Consider the following 18,044-nt stretch of genomic DNA (forward strand, 5'->3'; position numbering starts at 1 on the left):
TCTTACTTTTGCTTACTTGATCTGTCATTTTTTACATGATTAGAATTCGGGTCCCTTTACTTTTTATTGTCATCAGTAAAATGTGGCAATAAATATTTACATGTTGGTGTTGGTGTTGTTGAACGTCCGAATAATTATAGCGGTGCTGATGGTGACTCTTTTGAGTTTCACCGGCCTGTCTATTTATTCGGATTATGCAGACCAAGGCACGGCTAAATTAGCTGCCTGTAATTTAGATATAGAATCAGGTCAACTCAAAGGGGCTCAGAGATTTTCGGCTCAATGCAATAAACCCAATGCACCTTCAAAAAGTGTATTGTATTCAAGTTCAGGCTTGAGCAATGAGTATGAGTCTCAAAGTGTGGAAATCGACGTTCCCATTTATCTCTTCATATTCCTTGCTTATGGCTTGGTTAGCTATTTTTATCACTGCAATAAGCCGACTCTTTCTGCGAAAAATCCACACTCCATTCTTTTGGATTGGATTAAGCCAGTAAAAGGCTGTCCTTCTTAGTTATCCAGTTTTGACTGGAAAACTAACTTTCCAATACAGCAATCATAATTCGAATTAATTTTTAGGTTGGATGATATGCAATCAGCACCGTCCCCGGCCCAGTTGCGTCGCCGTAACTGTACTGGTCGGGCCAGGGCGTGGCTGGCGCTCAGTGCTCTGTGTCTGTCTGGGGGATCCCAGGCGGCCATCGAGTACGACATCTCGCAGGATCAGCAGTCCAGCTGGTCGGGCTATGTCAGCGCCGGTTACGCCAGAAACAGCTACAGCTCAGAGAGTATCAACTCATTTGAGGCGTTTAACTTCGACGCTCGCGTCAGCTATAAAACCGACTTTGGTCAATGGCTACTAACGGTTGGCGGTGAGCAGGAAACTCTGCATGGGCAGGAGCCGAGCTTTTACGACCCGTTTTTTGAGTTTCGCACGCCGTTGCACCAGATAAACGATACCTGGTCGGTTAAGGGCAGTGTCGGGGTGTATCTGCCCGGCAGTCGCCTATCCGATAAGCAGCGACTCGAATACGCGCCGAGGCTGGCGTCTTACCTGTTTTGGACTCCGGATGAGGCGTGGAATTTTTATCTGTCTCCTCGGTATCAATACAACAGCTATAAATACAAAACCGCCGGAGAAGAGGTGTTAACGGAACACCAGTTTGACCTGGTGGCCGACGGCTTGTGGCAGTTCTCTAAACACTGGTACATCGAAGTCAACGGTCGCTACCGCTGGGCCCAAAATTACTATGGAAAAGGTTTGGATGACTCCTTTATTTTTGCCCAGGAACTGGGATGGGAGTTTATGCCATCGACCGTAGTGGCCATTGGTCATAACAACAGCGGCAGATTTTATAACCCAGAGCGTGCTTCTTATCAGGGGTTTGAGTTCTACAACAAGAAAAGTTCCACCTTTTATATGTCCGTTACCAAATATCTATAAATGCAGATAAGCAATGAGGGAAAGATGAGAAAGTCAGTATTATTCCTGGCCATCGCCAGCGTATTTGCGCTGTCAGGTTGTGGCGCAGGAGAAGAACCCTATAAAGAGTTTCCGAAGGATATAAGGCAGGTTTCTACCGCCGATATTGATAAGGCTTCGGAGCGTCAGTACCTGTATATTCGCAGCGTCGGCAAGGCGCCCCGTTATGCGGCAGCGATTCGTGGATTCACTCAGGGGGACCCGAAGCTGGTGACCCTGAGAAGAACCGCTAAGGGCATTCAGGTTCGTCAGATTGACCGCGATACCATCGGCCTGGGTCATGACACCCGCTGGGATACCGACATGAACCTGGCTCCGATTCTGACTATTCCTGGAAAGTACATCGACTTTAAGTGCACCGAAGATAAATGGCGTGAGTGCATCAACGTCGAGCAGGAGAACAAGGACGCCAACCTGACCTGGGATCAGAAGCGTTATTTTGTACCGGATTTTTCTGAGCCCAAAGTGGCCGAGCTTAACATCAATGATCTGTTCACCTTTGGTGAGTGCGTCGAGGAGGTTGGAACGCCCCGTCTGCTGGAAGATGCCAGTTGGAAAGGTTATGAGATGGATCTGGACAAAGGAGTGCTCAACCTCGAGATTGAACACACCTATCAGGCCAGCATGAGCTGCATCAATCAATTCTACCGTGGCAGTCTGGATAACCTGTCCTTCTCTACTACCGAGTTTATCTCCATCGTGGCGGTGGATCAGTTGGCCAGCGCCGACTATAAGGCGCTGCCCTACAGTGAAGATGAGAAAGGCACCTACGGCTTCTTCACCTCGAGCCACAACTACCGGGATGCCACCGACAGCGACGGTGTCGACGGTTACGTGCGCACCTACATGAACCGCTTCAACCCGGCCAAGGAGAGTGTCACTTACCATCTGAGTAACAACTTCTTTGAGCCGAAGAACAAGCCGTTCCTGGACGCCGCCTATGAGTCGGTGACCGCCATCAACCTGCAAAACGCCATGTTCAAGACCGGTTTCCCGGAAGTGAAGCTGGCGCAGGCTAACGATAAGCACCACGGTGACTTGCGTTACAGCAACATCACCCTGTTTGATGAGCCACTGGACAATGGTCTGGCTGGCTACGGCCCGTCTGCCGCCAACCCTCTGACCGGCGAGATCGTCAGTGCCCGGGTGAACCAGTACAGCTCCAACCTTAAGCAAGGGGCGGTGCGTTACTACCGCCAGGTACGCCTGGACTACAACCGTGGCAAGCTGGATGCTGATACCACCTCAGCGCTAACAGGAGTGGAATACCAGAAGGCGGCTGAGGTCAGTGACAGTCCTAAATTGGTGGTGTCTGCCGAAGCAGAAGCGGCTTACGAGCAGCCACAACATGCTTTGCTGGTTAGCGCGCCCGCCCTACCTGTCCGGCCAAAGGACAACTCTTTTACCGCGCTGGCGGAGTTTGAGCAGAGCACACAAGATTATTGGTCCGAACATTCCATGATGCACGTGGATAACGTTTATGCCACCGGGGGATCTACTCGGCAATTGCCAGCGGGTATCAAGGGGCATGAGATTGACTGGCAAACTCCAGAACTGTGGGTCGATGGCAGTGTCGGTGGCAAGCTGATTGCGTTTGAGAAGATGCCGGTGTCGCTGCAGGATGAGCTGACCACCAAGCTGGCGGCCCAGGCGTTCGCCGGGACTCTGACTCATGAGCTGGGACATACCTTTGGTTTGCGCCACAACTTCGCTGGTAGCCGAGATCACGACAATACCTTTACTCAAGCGCAACTAGAGGCGATGGATAAGGCGTTTGCCGATGCCGGTTATCCCGGGCTGACGGCCAATGCCGAGTTCTCCAGCCAGATGGATTACAACGTCAACCGCTTCGCCACCACCTTTGAACCCTATGATCTGGCCGCACTGCGCTTCGGTTATGCCCGTGAGGTGGAAACTGAAACTGGTGAGTTTGTGTCTCTGAAAGTGCAAGACGACAAGCGTCGCGAGGAACTGCGAAACGGCATCGTTAACGGCGAAACCCGTTTTGGTGCCCTCTACAATGTGGCTCAGGATAACGAATTGCGCTCCTACGCCTTCTGTACTGATGGCCATGTGTCACTGAACTCCAACTGCAACCGTGGTGATGCGGGGGCGGATCTGGATGAGATCGCTCAGTTTTACATTGATCGTTATCAGGACAGCTACGAAACCATGAACTTGCGCCATAACAGGCAGGTTCTGTTTGAAGATCAGGCGATAAGCTATGCATTGTCGAGAAAAGCGCTGTTCAATGACATTCGTCAGTTTATCGAAGATTCGGCACGGCGAGGGGAGCTTGAGGAAAAATTTAACTTGCCGTCCGATTTTTGGGTAAAAAATTGCGAGGAACTGGCTTCTCAAGGTGAAGATGCCTGGTATTGTGCCGCAAGTCGGGCTGAGCAACGTGCCGCCGAGTTTTTCTTGACCTTGATGGGAGAAAAAGACGCAACCGTTGACCTATTCCTGAACTGGAAGGACGGCCGTCGGCAACGTTTTGATTCAATGTCTTTGTCAAAGTTCCAAGAACGGTATGGATCCTCTTTGGGGCTGGAACCTGGAGAAGTATTGACTCATCTGAGCAACAAGACTGCCGAGATGGGACAAGCGGTTTGGAGTGGACTCAAGCCTGAGTTTCAGTCGCAGTTGACTGTTGAGGCAGTTGTGGGTGGCCGATTGCTGAACGGTTTAAAGGCACCGATCAGTTCGCCGGATCATCCCTATGTCAACGAGCGTGATGTGCTGGGAGTGTGGCCGGACAAGTTGTTGGCCGTTCGCGCTTTGGTCGGCCGGACGACGAATCGCAGCACTTCAGGCCGGTCCTACAATGCGCTTGTTGACTTGCCTGAAGTTCATACTCTGTTCACTGACATGCTGTGTGAAATGACCGTGGGCGATGGAATCGGATTTGGTGCCAATGATGCACTGACCCTAGTGAATGCTTGTCATCAAAATGATGACTTGGAGAAGTTCCTGCCTCAGGGTGCGGACTTTGTTAACAGCAGTATTGAGGCTTTGCCAAGCTACCCCAACTCGGTGGCATCGTTCTTTGGTTTTGCAACGTCTCAAGGCGCTCCTAAAGGTCGAAGTAATCTGTTGGAGATGATGTTGTATCAAGTGGTGGATGCTTCCTGGGACAGCGATTATCGCGGCGAGCAGAAAGCCCGTCTGTGGCGTGAACACGTGGGCATCCATTTGGATGGTCCGGCACTGGCCACCGAGGCCAGCATCGTGCTGAACGGCCGTAACTACGTAGCCACTTCAGAGAACGTGCTGGCTCTGGCGCTGATTCGGCGCATCAATGAGATCGACGCATGGATGGTTGCCAATCCGGATTCGCTGGCGACTGAGCCGTTCCCTGGCACCACCATTGGAGAACTGCTGAACGGTCAGGTGAGCCGCGACCGCCAGGTTCTGACCTACCTGCCGGTACTGTAACGCCCTTACCGTACTAACCTCAAGGCCGCCGCAAGGCGGCCTTTTTGATGGCTGGTAAATTATGACAAACGCGACGTATTTCTGAGACCGGATTGTCATCATCGATGGTGATAATGCCGGCGTGTTTTGGCGAATTCAGGAATCATTATGGACGGACGGGCATTTTTCAGGTTGTTGGCCAGGCGGGGGATTCCTTGCTCTTCATTGGCGCTAAAGACGCAGACCCGTTTAAGTCACCTGTATGGCCTGCGCCAGGCTCGCCGTATTCCTGCACATTACCTCGAGGCATTGTCCTGTCATTATGGCCATCAATTGACCGCGGGCGACGTGGCCAGGTTGGCGTCATCGATGCCGGCATCTGGGTTGTCCTGGCAGCGCTCAGGACGCCACCATCTCTGATGGCGCGCGGTCTGTGGGGACGCGACCGGGCTCTCAGAACCGGGGCCTGAGTCCTGACGCTGGTGAATTTTTGTTATAATTCAGGTCGTGATTATTGCTAAAGACCCTTCCAATGGCTGATGCAGAGATTAAATCGGTAAGTTCAGAGTTTGGCCCTAAGCCGATCAACTTCTCTATCTACAAAGTCCGGAATTTTCTGGAGACCTGGGAACGGGATGCGTTCCGGTTACCGCACCGGATTCAGTTCAATGCCCTGGTCTACATCACCGAGGGCGAGGGCGAGCACTTCATTGATTACAAACTGTATAAGCTGCAGCCTGGCACCCTGCTGTGTCTGTCCAAGTATCAGGTTCATTATTTTGAACTGAATGAACACATCGATGGTTATCTGATTACCTTTGATGACGATCTGTTTGGTAATGGTGTCAATGACGGCTACGAGCAGGAGTTGGTGAACGCTTACTCTCAGGTCTCCTGTATTGAGCATTGCGACCCCAGCGTCGATGCCTTGTTTGAGGAGTTGTTTCGAGAGTACTCGCTGCCGGTGCCTGAATTTGAGGCCGAGATTGTGCGTGGCTTGTTGCGGATTGTGTTGCTGAAAACCGTCGTTCGCCATCAGCGCCAGGCAGCCAACCGCTCGGACTCATTGAGCGCCGATGCCGCCTTCAGGCAGTTCATCGAGCTGATTGAAACCCGGTTTAAGATCAGCCGCAGTGTCGGCGATTACGCCCAGAGAATGGGGAAAAGCGTCAAACAGCTGAATAAGGTGGCCAAGGACAATGCCGGCTTGTCGGCCAAGCAGATGCTGGATTCACGCACCTTGCTGGAGTTGAAGCGACTGCTGGCGTACAGCGACCTGTCTATCTGCACTATCGCCACCAACACCGGTTTTGTCGAAGCCACGAATATGACCAAGTTTTTCCGCCATCACACCAACATGACCCCCAGCGAATTTCGCAGCATGAGTCGCCACGCGGTGGCGATCCCCAAGTAACCTACAGCAGTCGGACCTTGTTGCCCTTGTCGATTAGATTGGCGATGTTGCTGGCTTGAAGCGATTGTTTTAGCACCCCGATGTGATAATCGATGCCCCGCAGAGTCAGGTTCATGGTCTGAGCCATGCTGTCGCGGCTGTGGCCCTGTGCCAGTAACTTCAGGACGTAGGCGGAGACCGGGCTGATGATGTTGTAATCCACCAGTGGGTTAATGTCGCGGGAATAGTCGAGAGACAGCTGCAGGTTGGTCAATCTAAGTTCGGCCGTCAGCGCTTCCAGGCTGTCCAGCGTTTGCTGATGCTCGTCGCCATTGGCAAACAGCAGGGTAAAGCGACCGGTCATGGCCGTTGCCAGCGGGCAGGGAATCGACAGCGTCAGCTTGTGTTGATAACCGTGGCGGTAGAGGGACTTTCGCAGCGGGCCCTGGCTGGGGCCCAGATTCCAGTGATGACAGGGACGGTCAAACATCGCCTGCAGATCCTCTTCGGCGCTGTGGTAACAGCGGCTCTGATCCTGCCACAGCTTGCGGGCGGCCACCGAACTGGTGAACAGGTTGCGCCTTTTGGTCATCTTCTTGATGAGTTTCGCTTTCTCCAGCCCTCCGACGCTCCATTGATCCAGTGTGGTCAGGTCATAGTAGTAGCACAGGTCGGCAAAGCCGAACTGGTCGCGCAGCCTGGCCAGACGCGGACCGATGCCGGCGGCGGCTGGCACTGAGCTTAACTCGGCAGTGGGCTCAGGGGACTGGGGTGAGTATGGGCGTAAGGCTTGGCTCATGGTTTGGCTCCCTTTGTCGGTGTCACGGTGATGGCTAGGAAGGGGCAGGTTATTGCTGCCCCTGGTGGTAGTACTCCAGCAGTTCAGACTCGCTGTCGAGGAAGTCGCTGACCGTGTGCTTCAGAGCCTCGTTTTGTTGGTGCTGTTTCGGCGTCTCGGCGGCGCTGTAGACAAATCGCAGCTCTGGTGTAGTGGCTGCACTGGAGGCGTGTTGCCGCTGCACCTGAGCGCTGAGGTTGGCCATAATCAGCAGTGCCGATAACAGATAAAACACGGTGATGGCTTTTTGTCTCATGGGGTTACTCCAGGGTTCGGCTGGCGATGCGCCGGGCTCGACGACGGCGGCTCTTGAGGGTTTTGCGAATCCAGTTTTTGTTGAACATCAGGTATTCCGTCAGCGGCCCAATGGGGCACAGCGTCTTGCACCAGGGGCGATGAATCAGCAGCGAGGTCAGCAACACCACCACCGTCAGGGCAAACAGGGTCAAGGAACCGGTGAAGCCAAACAGGATGGCGAACGGCTCGTAGCTGAAACCGGCCGGGTTGCGGTAGTAGAGGCCCAGGCTCAAGGCGGTCAACAGCAACAGTCGCGGAAACCAGCGGTACAGGCTGTGTTTGGGGCTGGCGGCTTTGGCGCCCCCGAGTTTGCCCAGGCATTGCTGGGCGGTGCCGAAGGGACACAGGCTCTGACAGTAGAGGTTGCGGTTAAAACACAGCAGGTACCCCAAAGTCAGAGTCAGTAACAGCAGCGGGGTGTAACAGCCCAGTCCGTGCAGCCAGTCGGCGGCGATCAGCATCCCCAGAGTCGATGAAGAGAACAGTGCTGCAGAGAGAAACCCGAGACTGATCAAGGCGGTGAGCATCAGTGCCCATTGCCAGCGCGTCTTGTGGCGATGGCGGGAGCGGTTGATGCCGATGGCGGCGACAAACAGGCCGACGGCCAGCAGGTCGACCCAGCCCAGAGTCATGCTTGAGCTCGCCACCTTGGGGGCCGGCCGGCCGTCGAGGGCGGCCCGGGCATTGTCGTGGGCCGCTGCCACGGCATGCAGCAGCGCATTGGAGGTGATGGTGGCGCCACTGATGGCATCGATGTTGATGGCTGCGGACAGCGGTTGTCCCAGCAGCGGCTGTATCAGTTGGGCGTCGACCACCTTATCCACGTAGGAGCGGGTGTCTTTGATGCCGAGCACCGCCAGTTGTTGAACCTGTCCGCTCATGGACACCTGGCTGGCGAGGGTGGTGGTGCCGCCATAGCCATTGCCGCGCCCCAGGGTTAACCAGCCATGCTGCTGCCCGTCCTTGGTAACAACGGCGAAGCGGTCGGCTGCGGTTTGTTGCAGGCTGAGGGAGGCGGGCAGCAGGCTGGCCAGTTGCTGATGTTGCTGGTCGGCGATGCGCAGGCCGCCTAAGAACCAGGCGGCCAGCAGGATCAGCAGCGAGGCCATGCTGGCCAGTCGTTCGATGGAGTAGGAGAGGGGGGATCCGGGTTTCATAATGGGCCTTATCGGGGCTGGCAGCCAGCCCCGCAAAGTGAAAGGAATCAGCGCTGATCGGGGCGGATGTACAGCAGCCATTTACCGAGGCCGACACCAGCAACCACCAGGGCCAGACCAACGGTGCCCAGCAGGTACCAGCCGGCATTGCCCTCGTTTTCTCCCATCAGGGTAAAGGCGCCGGCAAGGGTCAATACCAGCGACAGCCAGTAACCGGCCACCAGCCCCCATTTCCAGGCGTTCATACCTAATTTCAACTCTTTAAACCACTGGTTGGCGCCGGCAAACACCAGCACCTGGGTGGCGCCCATCAGCATCCAGAACAGAGGGTCGAGCAGTGTGGATTGTGGAAACATCAGAAGGCCTCCCAGTTGCCGTCGTAATCCCAGGTTTTCTCAACCTTGAGGTAGTTTTCAGAGCGCATCCATTCCGGTGGCTCGTGATAGCTGGCAAAGTTGCCGCCGGACCAGTCGGCGTGATAGTTCTCCGCGTCAGGGTAATAGAAGAAGTTGTGCTGCATCGCCAACAGGGTGGTGCGGGTGATACTGGTGGGGTCCCGGGGCTCCAGATTCTTCACCAGCGCATGAATCCAGTTGTTCTTGCGGGTGTAAGGACACACCGCGATACAGACGCGACAGCCCTTGGCGCCTTCGCTGGGGCCCTGGTTCCAGAAGCGCCAGCAGCTGTCCTGATTAAAGTCCCACTTACGAAAGCCGCGTTCCACCGTGTCCGGGGCGTCGGCGTCGGTGATGGAGCCACTGGGGCAGGAATCGGCGCAGATTTTGCAGTCTTCGCAGAAGTGGCTCATCTTCAAATCCACCGGCTTGTCTGCTTCCAGATCCAGGTTGGTGATCACCGCCGCCAGGCGAATATTGGGTCCCACTTCCGGGGTCATCAAAATGCCGTTTCGGGCGTTTTCGCCCAGCCCGGCCTGAATGGCAATGGGGGGCAGAATGATTTCATAGTCGATGCCAGGCCATTGTGGCCGGGCGGCGTAGCCCAGTTCCCCCAGAAAGGCCGACATCAGGCCGGCGGCTGTGGAGGCGCGGAAATACGCCTCCTTGGAGGTGGAGTAGCCCACGGCGGCGTACATGGGATCCCAGTTCATGGGTACCCCAAACACAATGACGTTTTTCCAGTGAGCCGGAATCTCATCGCCCCACTCCTTCATGCCCCGCATCATTCCTTTAAACACAAAGGCGGGGTCCAGTTTGGCGATGCCCACGTGGGTCATGCCGTACTTGTTGGCCATCTGCTTGATCAATTTCGAGGCATGGGCTGGGGACTGGAACTCCACCGGCTCACGTTTTACCCACTTGAAGTCATCCTGATCCGGATGGCCCTGGGGCTTAGGGGGAAAATTGCTGGTCATCAGCCCCTTGTGCCAGGACGCGTCGTACGCCCAGGCCAGGGCAAAGCGATCCCGGTGCTTCTCTTTGTTGTCATCGTGAATCTTGTGGGCGCTAAAGGACTGCAGCATCTCCTGCCAGCGATCCGGGTACTGGGCGTAGTAGGCGCGAACCCGGCTGTCGGGAAAGTTCTGCCATCCCTGGGCTGGATCCCAGCCCTCCTTAATGGCATGGGCAATGGCCCCGGCCCGATTAAACAGAAAGTCCCCCCAGTCAGGGCGAATGACGTCGCCGACCGGTTTCAGGGACGGGGCGATCTCCACTTGGAAGGGCTGGCGATTAATAAACATGTCGGCCCCGGCCTCGGTGCGTCCCCAGCCGACATTGGCGTCGGGGTCGCGACCGAGTACGAAGCCCGCGGCGGCGGCACCGCCTAAGGTGGCGCCGGTCGCAGCCAGGCCGCCCATCTTCAGGAAAGTCCGGCGAGATGCGTCGTTAACACCCTCGCTCAGCCGTTTTTTGGTCATTGAGTTTCCCCTATTTTGGTGGTTGTTATTTGAGTTGAACCGGAATCGCCTGCTGTTGGCGAATCTCATCGACAAGCTGCTGGTGACGCAGTTTGTAGGCCGGGAACTGCTTGCCCAGTTCGGCCATGGCGCGCTCGGCGTCGGCGTACTGGCCGGTGTTGAAATGAGCCAGGAACAGCGTCTCCAGGCACCATTCATCGAAGGGATCCAGCTTGAGCAACGCCTGAGTGTCGTCGATGAGGGCGTGCCACTGTTTGAGCTCCAGCAGTGAGCGGGCGCGAATGGCCATCAGGTCATAGCTGGTGGGATGCAGCTGCAGGTACTGACTCAGAGACTCGCAGGCCTGCTGATGCCGAGACTGGAAGTGAGCCACCAGTCCGTCAAGGCGCACAAATTCCGCCGAGGAGAAGTTGAAGGCCTGGGCCCGTTGCAGCCATTGGTCGGCGTCGTCGAATCGCTCCAGGGCGATGCAGGCACTGGTGGCGGTGATGTAAGTGGCGGCAATGCCGGGTTGCAGCTGGTGGGCTCGCTGGCAGCTGTCGATGGCCAGTTGAAACTCCGAGGACTGGTAGTGGCAGCCCGCCAGGTTCTGATGGGCGCCGGCATAGTCCGGTGCCAGCTCGAGGCAGCGATTGAATGCGGTCACCGCCTGCTCCATCTCGCCGCTCCACACCTCCAGGTAGCCAAGGTGGAAGTGGCACAGGTGGTTATCCGGCATCAGCCTCAACGCGTCTTGCAGGCATTGGCGGGCCGACTCACGCTCCCCCAGTTGAAACAGTGCTAAAGCACGCTTGAGCTGCACGTCCCCTGCCGACAGCTGGGATGCCGAATGGTTGACCAGAATCAGCGCCAGACGAGGTAATTTCACGCTCATCAACAGCTCAAACAGCTCATTGAGGGCGGGGAGGGCGAGCTCGCCGCTGGTCAGCAGTTCACTGACAACCAATGTGAAGGCTTCATGGGCGATCCAGTCGTCGCTGTGGTCGCGATTATTGATGTCGGTGAGCCGTTGCTGCGTTGACTGAAAGGTATCAATCAACCGGGCTTCGGTTTGCGGATAGCGTTCTTCAGCGTTATAGATTCGATGAATTTGCTGAAGCAGGGTGAACCACTTGGTTTCCAACACTTGGGCCTCGCCGTAATGGAATGGTTAATGGAGAGGATCTTTGTTGTTTTTTTGAATGGTCAAAAGGTGAAAACCGGACCCTGAATGATAAAAATCTGCCCTTAGAAGAAAACTGTGATCTTTCCCATTTATAGGGAGACTTAAAATACTCATAAAACAACGGTTGTTGATGGGTTTTTGCTTATTTTGGGAGGGCGGATGCAGATCGAAATGTGTGGTTTGTCCTAGTAAATTTCAGCGGTGAGGTGAAGCGCAATGGATTGAGCCAAGGAAAAGTAAAAGCCGGGACTTGATCACGAAAGTCCGCTCTGCAACTTCCGATAATTCATTATTCACACAGTGACGTATTGAGAGCGTGATGAATACAGATGATCTTGCCTTGTTTATTGCTGTCATTGAATATGGCAGCCAGAGTGAAGCGGCCAGAGTATTGGGGATTCCGGTATCAAAAGTCTGCCGCAGAATAGCTTTATTGGAAGAAAAGCTCGGCAGCCGTTTATTAGAGAGAACCACTCGAAGCCTGGCATTAACTGAGGCGGGTGAGGCGCTGCTCGAGCGGGCCAATGTCATTTTGGCGGAGATCGATACCCTGGAGTTGACGGTCGGCAGAATGCAGCAGGAGCCCGAGGGCGACGTGGTTATTGCGGCGCCAATCGATTTTGTGAACAAGTTAATGGTGCCGTCACTGCGGCAGTTTTATGACCAGTACCCCAAATTAAGGCTGAAATTCCTCTCCTATCAAAGCCGACAAAACCCCATGGACATTCAAGCCGACATTACCATCTTTATCAGTCAGTTCAGTCCGCCGGACTCGTCATTGGTGGGGCGAAAGCTGGCCTCATTTCAGCGTGGTTTTCTCGCCAGCCCGGAGTTTATTGCCGCTCATCCGCACCTGACTCATCCGCGGCAACTGGTGGATTATCCTTGCCTGATGTCACCCAAGGGCGTAAAGCCGGGCAACCTGTGGATGTGGAACGATGGCAGCAATGACCATTGCATCGAAGTGGATGGACCCATCGAGTCGGAGAATAATGGCTTGTGCATCTCGGCGGCGGTGGCGGGCATGGGGGTGGTCTGGGCGCCGTTGGTGATGTGCATGGAGGAGATTCACAGTGGTCGGTTGCAGTTGCTGTTTGCTGGCCGTTATTGTTGCGAGGTCAACACCTGGGGCTTGTACTCCTACCGCCGCTTTTTGTCTCACAAGGTGAGTCTGGCTCTTGATTTCGTTCAACGGGAGTATCAGCGGTTGCAGCAACAAGTTGAGCAGATGGCGCCAGAGGGGCTGGATATCGAGGCTCAGGGGAAGCGCACTTCCCCTGAGTCCTGAATCAGAATGATTTGGTCAGGGTAAACACCACCGAGCTGCCTTCGCTGGTGTTCTTTGCCCCGAACTCGGTGGCGTAACGCAGGTTGCCCTGCAGATGCCAGGGCAGGTACATCAGGTTCAGCTCGGCGCCGACACTGTAGCTCTCCTTGTGATGGTCAGCCACCACGCCGGGTGCGTCTTTGCTGTCATCGCTGATCTGCCAACTGGCGCCGTAGCTGATGCCGGGGCGAGCCAGCCAGCGGTCATTGAGGGCAAATTGCTTGCCGATGCCCCCCTCAACCGCAAACTCGGCGCCGGGGCGAATGTTGGTGTCATCCTGCTTGCCGTTGTAGATGGTGCGGGTCAGGATGCTGGCGCTCCAGGAGCGGTTGTCGCCCATGTAGTAGGTGCCGCCCAGGGTCAGCATGCCGCTCCAGAATCCCATGCCGGCAGAGGCGGCGTCGTGAGCGTCGTAGTCGCCAGTCGGGGCGATCGCCGCCAGACCTAGGCAGGCGTCGAACTCCTCGCCGTACCAGAACAGCGCCAGCGGTTCCAGAACCACGTCGCCGAGGCTGAAGCTGGTGTTGTCGTGGATTCCCAAGGCATCGGAACTGAATTTCTCATGCACCATTGGCACGATCACATTGTAGGCCCAGTTGGCGCCGAATAACTTTTTGTCGGTGACATGCACCAGCCGGTGCAGCTGCACGTAAGCGTCAATGTCGACGTCCAGCCCGGTGTCATCGCCGTTGTTGTCGGTGAGTTTATCGGCACTGTACCAGGTGTTGTACATACGGTAATGGACACCGGGAGGCGGCGGGGTGCCGGCCATGACCCCTTCACCACCAATGGGATAGTGAGAACCGGAAGTGGCGGCAAAGGCTGAGCTGGCCATGATGGCAGTCAGAGCGAAAGAAAGGGGAAGCGTTTTCATCATTGGTTCCTCGATACTGATATAAATGAATTAGGTCGAGTTATTTTTTAATTTATTTTGTTGCTGATGCCGAGTTTTGAATTAACTCATAAACTTAATTCGGCTTTGAATATGTTTGGCTTACTGTTTTGGTGAGCGTTTCTATTCGGTGCTCATTCTATTGGTCAGCATTAATGCTTTATGTGAGTTTGATCTTTATCTGCGGTGATTCTTTTTTGCTTAATTTGCAAAGGTGTTTTTCAAGCGAACTTTTAAATAGGGTTAGATATTGGGTGTAGAGTGTTTGCCAACGTATTTACATGTTGTTTATTCAATACAGGGGTAACCATGAGTGATAAACCGGAAGTCGGTGTCGATGAGAGTCGTCGCCAGGTTCTGAAACTGGGCGCCGGCGCCGTTGCCGGAGTGGGCGCAGTGGCCGGTGCCGGGGCCTGGCTGAAGCACAAGATGGAGGGGGTGGAGCTGGATGGCTATCCCCGTCCGCTGGCTGCTGACTTCAAGCCGTTTGACCAGCGCAATGTGCTGCTGACCTACGCCTGCAGCAAGGCGCTGGTGGAAGCGCATCCGGAGCGCAACCTCAATTTCAGCCAGGACAGTGGCGGCCCCACCCGCAATGGTGAGACCCCGTTTAACTTCCAGCAGGGGATGTTCCGTTTTGCCACCGCCCACCAGCGGGCGGATAACAGCAAGCCGGGCTACACCCAGCTGGACTTCGCCCTGGAGCAGGCGTGCTGGCATGGCCAGGATGTCATGGCGCCGTTGCAGTCTGCCGGCATTCCCAATAGCGGTGTGTTGGGCTGGGATCAGTCCGGGGTGGATGAGCATCGCTATCCCTTCAAGGGATCGGTCGAGAAGATCAGTGCCATTAAGACTGCCGCCAAGACCTTTGGGGCGGTGCGGGTAGGGATCTGTAAGCGCGACAAGCGCTGGGATTACGATCCCATCTACGACGTGCGCTCGGAGCAGGCGCTCACCTGGGAGGAGGATTTTCCGTTCGAGCCCAAGAGCGTGATCGTGATGCTGGTAGAGATGGACTACGAGGCGATGGCTACCGCACCGGCAATCCCCGCCTCCTCCACCGCTGGTATGGGCTACAGCAACAGTTGCCTGATCGCCGGCTCCATGGCCCACTTCCTGCGCAAGTTGGGTTATCAAGCGGTGGGCTCCGGCAACGACCTGGGCAACTCGGTGGCCTACGCCATCTCAGCCGGTCTCGGTGAAGGCGCTCGCAATGGCGCCCTGGTGGCGCCCAACCTGGGTCCTCGGGTGCGCATCTGCAAGGTGTATACCGATCTGGACCTGGATGAGGTGGCCTACGACAAGCCCCGTGACTTCGGCATCATCTCGTTCTGTGAGCACTGCAAGCGTTGCGGTGACGCCTGTCCCTCCGGTGCCATCTGCATGGATGACAAACCCACCATGGCGCCCGCCTACGACGGCTCCGATAACCCAGAGTACTGCTGGGAAAACCACAAGGGCGTGCTGAAGTTCTACAGCGACTCCAAGAAGTGCTTCAAGTTCTGGGCCGAGAATGGCGGTGACTGTGGCATCTGTATCGCCGCCTGTCCCTGGAATAAGCCGGACTTCTGGCATCACCGCCTGATCGATGCCTCCAACACCTTCACCGGTGGCATGGTGCACAGCATGATGACCCAGGCGGACATCCTGTTCGGTTATGGCAACGTCAACGATGAAAAGGCGATTGAGAAGTTCTGGGTCAGCGGATTCAGTGGCGACTTTAGTTAAGGGGAACAAGCGATGATGGGATTGATGTGGTACTTGATGGGAATGGGCACCACGGCGGCGCTGTGGGGCTACCTGAGGCTGCGGTGCACCTTTGCCCTGGACTGGAAAGCCAACCTGGGTCTTTGGCTGGCTTTTGTGCTGCTGTGGGTGTGTGTGGGCTGGTCCTGGGGGTCCTTTGCCGAAGGGGAGCCCCAGTCTGGCGCCATGGGCTTGTTGTGCTTTGGCTTGTCCTCACTGATGGTCACGGTATTAACCGTGCGCCATTGGGTCCTGCCGGCGAGAAAGTGAGCCTGTGCGGTCTCCATGCCGGCCATGGGGGCCGTTTTCATAAGAGAAGACGATGAAGCAATCGAACAACCGCGGCAGCAACGCGTCGCGGGCGGATACCAATAGGCTGCCATGGTTACAGCGCCTGTGTTGGCTGTCTCTGCTGGCCGCCTTGGTGGTGGGGTTGGTGTGGCGCCAGCCGGATCACCGTTTGCCGTTGCAAGGGGTATTTCCTGGTGCCGAGATTCAGCGACTGGCGGAGGCCTCTGGCGAGCAGTATCGAGTAACGTTAGGGAACCAGGTGATGACGGTGAGCCTGGGGCAGGGGCAGGGCTACGGCGGGCCTCTGGTGAGTGCGGTGATTCTGGATGAGCGGGGGCGGGTACAGGATACTCGACTGGTGTCGCATAAAGAGACGCCGGGATACCTGTTTCGTTTTGCCGACGGTAAGTTTTTGCGCCAGTTTCGCGGCCACATGGCCAACAGTGATTTTTTGCTGGGGCAGGGGGTGGATGCGCTCAGCGGTGCGACCCTGACTTCCCGGGGGCTGACGTCGAGCATTCGACAGGGAGCCCATCAGGCCGCAGCCGGGCTGGGGTTGACGCGATCCTGGGCCGAGCCTGAATTGCACTTTGGCCTGAAGGAGTTACTGGCGGTGTTGTTGTTTGTGGCGGCGGCCCTGAGCCGTCGGGTCCCTCGAGCTTATCAGGGGCGCTACAACCGGGTGCTGTCGGCGGCATCGGTGGTGCTGATTGGCTACTGGTTGAACTCGGCACTGTCCATCGGCCTGATCGGCTCGATGCTGCTGGGCTACTTCCCATCTCCGGCTCAGCAGCCGCTGTGGTACATCATGTTGGCGGGTACCTTAGGCGCGATCCTGTTGCTGGGACGAAATCTGTATTGCAGCCAGTTGTGCCCGTTTCACCAGATTCAGAAGTGGCTACAGCGCATCAGTGGCTTGAACCTGGCGCTGCATCCGGCATTGAAGCGTCGGGCCAAATGGCTGGCCAACGGCTTGCTGTGGTTGTCACTGATGCTGATTTTCTTGTCGCGGACCCCGGCCATGGGCGCCTACGAGCCGTTTTCGATGCTGTTTTCTCTCGATGGCCTGGGCGTTCAGTGGTATCTGCTGCCCTTGAGTCTGCTGGGGGCCTTTGTGGTCAGCGATTTCTGGTGCCGGCTGTTTTGCCCGCTGGGGCGGTTCTTGACCCTGATGCTGGAGCTTCGGGCCAGGGGGCGCCGTTTTCTGTCCGGGGCTCGGATCATTGGGAGGCGCTCATGAGTGGGCAGCGCAACAAAGCCGGGCGTCGCAGTCGCGAGGCGACCACCCGCGAGGCTCTGTGTACCACCCTAGTCATCCTCCTGACGCTTGTGGTTATCCTGTTGTTTTTTCTTCAGCAGTGGCGGGATAGTGGCGTGTTCTAACCCGGCTTAACTCTTGCTTTATTTTGGAATTACTCCTGTTAAACTGCCGCCACTGATGGTTGATTCACTGAGAATTCGATGAAACGATTTTTGTTGCTGCTGCCGGTGTTGTTGGTAACCGCTTGTGCCCAGAGGCTGGTTCAGCATGATGCCCTGTTTAGCTCTTTTGAGGATTTTCGTCCCGGCCCGCAAGGGGGCGTGGATCTGGTGTGGGCGGCACCGACCATCACCTCAGTGGCCGAATTGCAACAGCGGTTGAATGGCTACGATAAGCTGGCTCTGGAGCAGGTGTGGGTGGTGGTGGACGAGGACACCGGCATCACCACCGAGCAAGTGGATGAGCTGACCGGTTACATCACCGAGGCGATCGTGGCAAAGCTCGATGGCCGTTTCACGCTGGTGGACGAGGTGGATGATTCGACCCTGAGGATGAGCATTGCCCTGACCAACATCGAGACGCCGAATCCAATTTTGGCGGTGACCAGTACTGTGTTACCTGTGGGACTGGGGATCTCCACCCTGTCCAAAGTGGTCACCGGTGAATACACCAACGTCGGGGGCGGCACCATTGAACTGCTGGTCAGAGACGGCAAAACCGGCCAACCGCTGATCGCGGCCATCGATCGCCGTCAGGGGGGCAAGGGGCTGGGGGCGATCATCGACTCCACCGATGATGTCAAAGACGCCATCGATTGGTGGGTGGAGCGACTGGGGCAGTCTTTTAACAATTGAGCGTTAAATCGCCAACCCATAAGTCCAGGTGATAACATCCTTTTAATATC

General features: G+C 56.0%; 17 protein-coding genes. 10 read left to right on the forward strand and 7 right to left on the reverse strand.

Annotated features, from left to right (window positions below):
• Window positions 1-82: 82 nt before the first annotated feature.
• The 5 genes from J8Z22_RS06320 (at window position 83) to J8Z22_RS06340 (ending at window position 6,311) form a co-directional block, all read left to right on the forward strand.
• Window positions 83-514, forward strand: a complete 432-nt coding sequence (locus J8Z22_RS06320; RefSeq protein ID WP_156897071.1) for a hypothetical protein — start codon at window positions 83-85, stop codon at window positions 512-514.
• 75 nt (window positions 515-589) lie between these two features.
• Window positions 590-1,444: a hypothetical protein gene (locus J8Z22_RS06325; RefSeq protein WP_252009521.1), complete on the forward strand. Its 855-nt coding sequence runs from the start codon at window positions 590-592 to the stop codon at window positions 1,442-1,444.
• A 24-nt stretch (window positions 1,445-1,468) separates the two neighbouring features.
• On the forward strand, window positions 1,469-4,918 hold the full coding sequence (locus J8Z22_RS06330) for a zinc-dependent metalloprotease (protein WP_252009523.1): 3,450 nt from the start codon (window positions 1,469-1,471) through the stop codon (window positions 4,916-4,918).
• Window positions 4,919-5,065: 147 nt separating this feature from the next.
• A complete protein-coding gene (locus J8Z22_RS06335; protein WP_252009525.1) occupies window positions 5,066-5,317 on the forward strand; it encodes a hypothetical protein in 252 nt (83 codons plus the stop codon).
• 112 nt (window positions 5,318-5,429) lie between these two features.
• Window positions 5,430-6,311 carry an AraC family transcriptional regulator gene (locus J8Z22_RS06340; RefSeq protein ID WP_035415971.1) on the forward strand — a complete coding sequence of 294 codons (882 nt, stop codon included), beginning with the start codon at window positions 5,430-5,432 and terminating at the stop codon, window positions 6,309-6,311.
• 1 nt (window position 6,312) lies between these two features.
• Here the strand turns inward: J8Z22_RS06340 and J8Z22_RS06345 are convergent, their stop codons facing one another.
• Genes J8Z22_RS06345 through J8Z22_RS06370 form a run of 6 tightly spaced genes read right to left on the reverse strand, consistent with a single transcriptional unit; the run spans window position 6,313 to window position 11,584 of the window.
• A complete protein-coding gene (locus J8Z22_RS06345) occupies window positions 6,313-7,089 on the reverse strand; it encodes a hypothetical protein (protein ID WP_252009527.1) in 777 nt (258 codons plus the stop codon).
• A gap of 49 nt (window positions 7,090-7,138) precedes the next feature.
• Window positions 7,139-7,384: a hypothetical protein gene (locus J8Z22_RS06350; protein ID WP_252009529.1), complete on the reverse strand. Its 246-nt coding sequence runs from the start codon at window positions 7,382-7,384 to the stop codon at window positions 7,139-7,141.
• A 4-nt stretch (window positions 7,385-7,388) separates the two neighbouring features.
• On the reverse strand, window positions 7,389-8,582 hold the full coding sequence (locus tag J8Z22_RS06355) for a 4Fe-4S binding protein (RefSeq protein ID WP_252009531.1): 1,194 nt from the start codon (window positions 8,580-8,582) through the stop codon (window positions 7,389-7,391).
• Between the two features lie 47 nt (window positions 8,583-8,629).
• Window positions 8,630-8,938, reverse strand: coding sequence for a hypothetical protein (locus tag J8Z22_RS06360; RefSeq protein WP_028113777.1), 309 nt, complete (start codon window positions 8,936-8,938; stop codon window positions 8,630-8,632).
• Window positions 8,938-10,458, reverse strand: coding sequence for a 4Fe-4S dicluster domain-containing protein (locus J8Z22_RS06365; RefSeq protein WP_252009533.1), 1,521 nt, complete (start codon window positions 10,456-10,458; stop codon window positions 8,938-8,940). Before J8Z22_RS06365 ends, J8Z22_RS06360 begins: the two co-directional genes overlap by 1 nt.
• Window positions 10,459-10,483: 25 nt before the next feature.
• Window positions 10,484-11,584, reverse strand: coding sequence for a tetratricopeptide repeat protein (locus tag J8Z22_RS06370; protein WP_252009535.1), 1,101 nt, complete (start codon window positions 11,582-11,584; stop codon window positions 10,484-10,486).
• Window positions 11,585-11,942: 358 nt separating this feature from the next.
• Between J8Z22_RS06370 and J8Z22_RS06375 the strand changes: the two genes are divergently transcribed.
• Complete coding sequence (locus tag J8Z22_RS06375) at window positions 11,943-12,911, forward strand: LysR family transcriptional regulator (protein WP_252009537.1); 969 nt, start codon at window positions 11,943-11,945, stop codon at window positions 12,909-12,911.
• A gap of 1 nt (window position 12,912) precedes the next feature.
• Here J8Z22_RS06375 and J8Z22_RS06380 read toward each other — a convergent pair whose 3' ends face one another.
• Entirely contained in the window at window positions 12,913-13,827 is a 915-nt protein-coding gene (locus tag J8Z22_RS06380; RefSeq protein ID WP_252009539.1) for a transporter, read from the reverse strand.
• Window positions 13,828-14,151: 324 nt separating this feature from the next.
• Between J8Z22_RS06380 and J8Z22_RS06385 the strand changes: the two genes are divergently transcribed.
• The 4 genes from J8Z22_RS06385 (at window position 14,152) to J8Z22_RS06400 (ending at window position 17,994) form a co-directional block, all read left to right on the forward strand.
• Window positions 14,152-15,570, forward strand: coding sequence for a reductive dehalogenase (locus J8Z22_RS06385; protein ID WP_252009541.1), 1,419 nt, complete (start codon window positions 14,152-14,154; stop codon window positions 15,568-15,570).
• 12 nt (window positions 15,571-15,582) lie between these two features.
• Complete coding sequence (locus J8Z22_RS06390; protein ID WP_035415967.1) at window positions 15,583-15,858, forward strand: hypothetical protein; 276 nt, start codon at window positions 15,583-15,585, stop codon at window positions 15,856-15,858.
• A gap of 52 nt (window positions 15,859-15,910) precedes the next feature.
• On the forward strand, window positions 15,911-17,119 hold the full coding sequence (locus J8Z22_RS06395) for an FMN-binding protein (protein WP_252009543.1): 1,209 nt from the start codon (window positions 15,911-15,913) through the stop codon (window positions 17,117-17,119).
• A gap of 221 nt (window positions 17,120-17,340) precedes the next feature.
• A complete protein-coding gene (locus J8Z22_RS06400; RefSeq protein ID WP_252009545.1) occupies window positions 17,341-17,994 on the forward strand; it encodes a DUF3313 domain-containing protein in 654 nt (217 codons plus the stop codon).
• The last annotated feature ends 50 nt before the right edge of the window (window positions 17,995-18,044 follow it).

The organism is Ferrimonas sp. SCSIO 43195, from assembly GCF_023716685.1.
Lineage (GTDB): Bacteria > Pseudomonadota > Gammaproteobacteria > Enterobacterales > Shewanellaceae > Ferrimonas > Ferrimonas kyonanensis.

What these genes read in the sequence shown, in the direction of transcription:
- J8Z22_RS06390 (WP_035415967.1), top strand. Translation starts at nt 15,583, where the DNA reads ATGATGGGATTGATGTGGTACTTGATGGGAATGGGCACCACGGCGGCG.
- J8Z22_RS06340 (WP_035415971.1), top strand. Translation starts at nt 5,430, where the DNA reads ATGGCTGATGCAGAGATTAAATCGGTAAGTTCAGAGTTTGGCCCTAAG.
- J8Z22_RS06400 (WP_252009545.1), top strand. Translation starts at nt 17,341, where the DNA reads ATGAAACGATTTTTGTTGCTGCTGCCGGTGTTGTTGGTAACCGCTTGT.
- J8Z22_RS06385 (WP_252009541.1), top strand. Translation starts at nt 14,152, where the DNA reads ATGAGTGATAAACCGGAAGTCGGTGTCGATGAGAGTCGTCGCCAGGTT.
- J8Z22_RS06395 (WP_252009543.1), top strand. Translation starts at nt 15,911, where the DNA reads ATGAAGCAATCGAACAACCGCGGCAGCAACGCGTCGCGGGCGGATACC.
- J8Z22_RS06350 (WP_252009529.1), bottom strand. Translation starts at nt 7,384, where the DNA reads ATGAGACAAAAAGCCATCACCGTGTTTTATCTGTTATCGGCACTGCTG.
- J8Z22_RS06360 (WP_028113777.1), bottom strand. Translation starts at nt 8,938, where the DNA reads ATGTTTCCACAATCCACACTGCTCGACCCTCTGTTCTGGATGCTGATG.
- J8Z22_RS06375 (WP_252009537.1), top strand. Translation starts at nt 11,943, where the DNA reads ATGAATACAGATGATCTTGCCTTGTTTATTGCTGTCATTGAATATGGC.
- J8Z22_RS06325 (WP_252009521.1), top strand. Translation starts at nt 590, where the DNA reads ATGCAATCAGCACCGTCCCCGGCCCAGTTGCGTCGCCGTAACTGTACT.
- J8Z22_RS06335 (WP_252009525.1), top strand. Translation starts at nt 5,066, where the DNA reads ATGGACGGACGGGCATTTTTCAGGTTGTTGGCCAGGCGGGGGATTCCT.
- J8Z22_RS06345 (WP_252009527.1), bottom strand. Translation starts at nt 7,089, where the DNA reads ATGAGCCAAGCCTTACGCCCATACTCACCCCAGTCCCCTGAGCCCACT.
- J8Z22_RS06355 (WP_252009531.1), bottom strand. Translation starts at nt 8,582, where the DNA reads ATGAAACCCGGATCCCCCCTCTCCTACTCCATCGAACGACTGGCCAGC.
- J8Z22_RS06380 (WP_252009539.1), bottom strand. Translation starts at nt 13,827, where the DNA reads ATGATGAAAACGCTTCCCCTTTCTTTCGCTCTGACTGCCATCATGGCC.
- J8Z22_RS06330 (WP_252009523.1), top strand. Translation starts at nt 1,469, where the DNA reads ATGAGAAAGTCAGTATTATTCCTGGCCATCGCCAGCGTATTTGCGCTG.
- J8Z22_RS06365 (WP_252009533.1), bottom strand. Translation starts at nt 10,458, where the DNA reads ATGACCAAAAAACGGCTGAGCGAGGGTGTTAACGACGCATCTCGCCGG.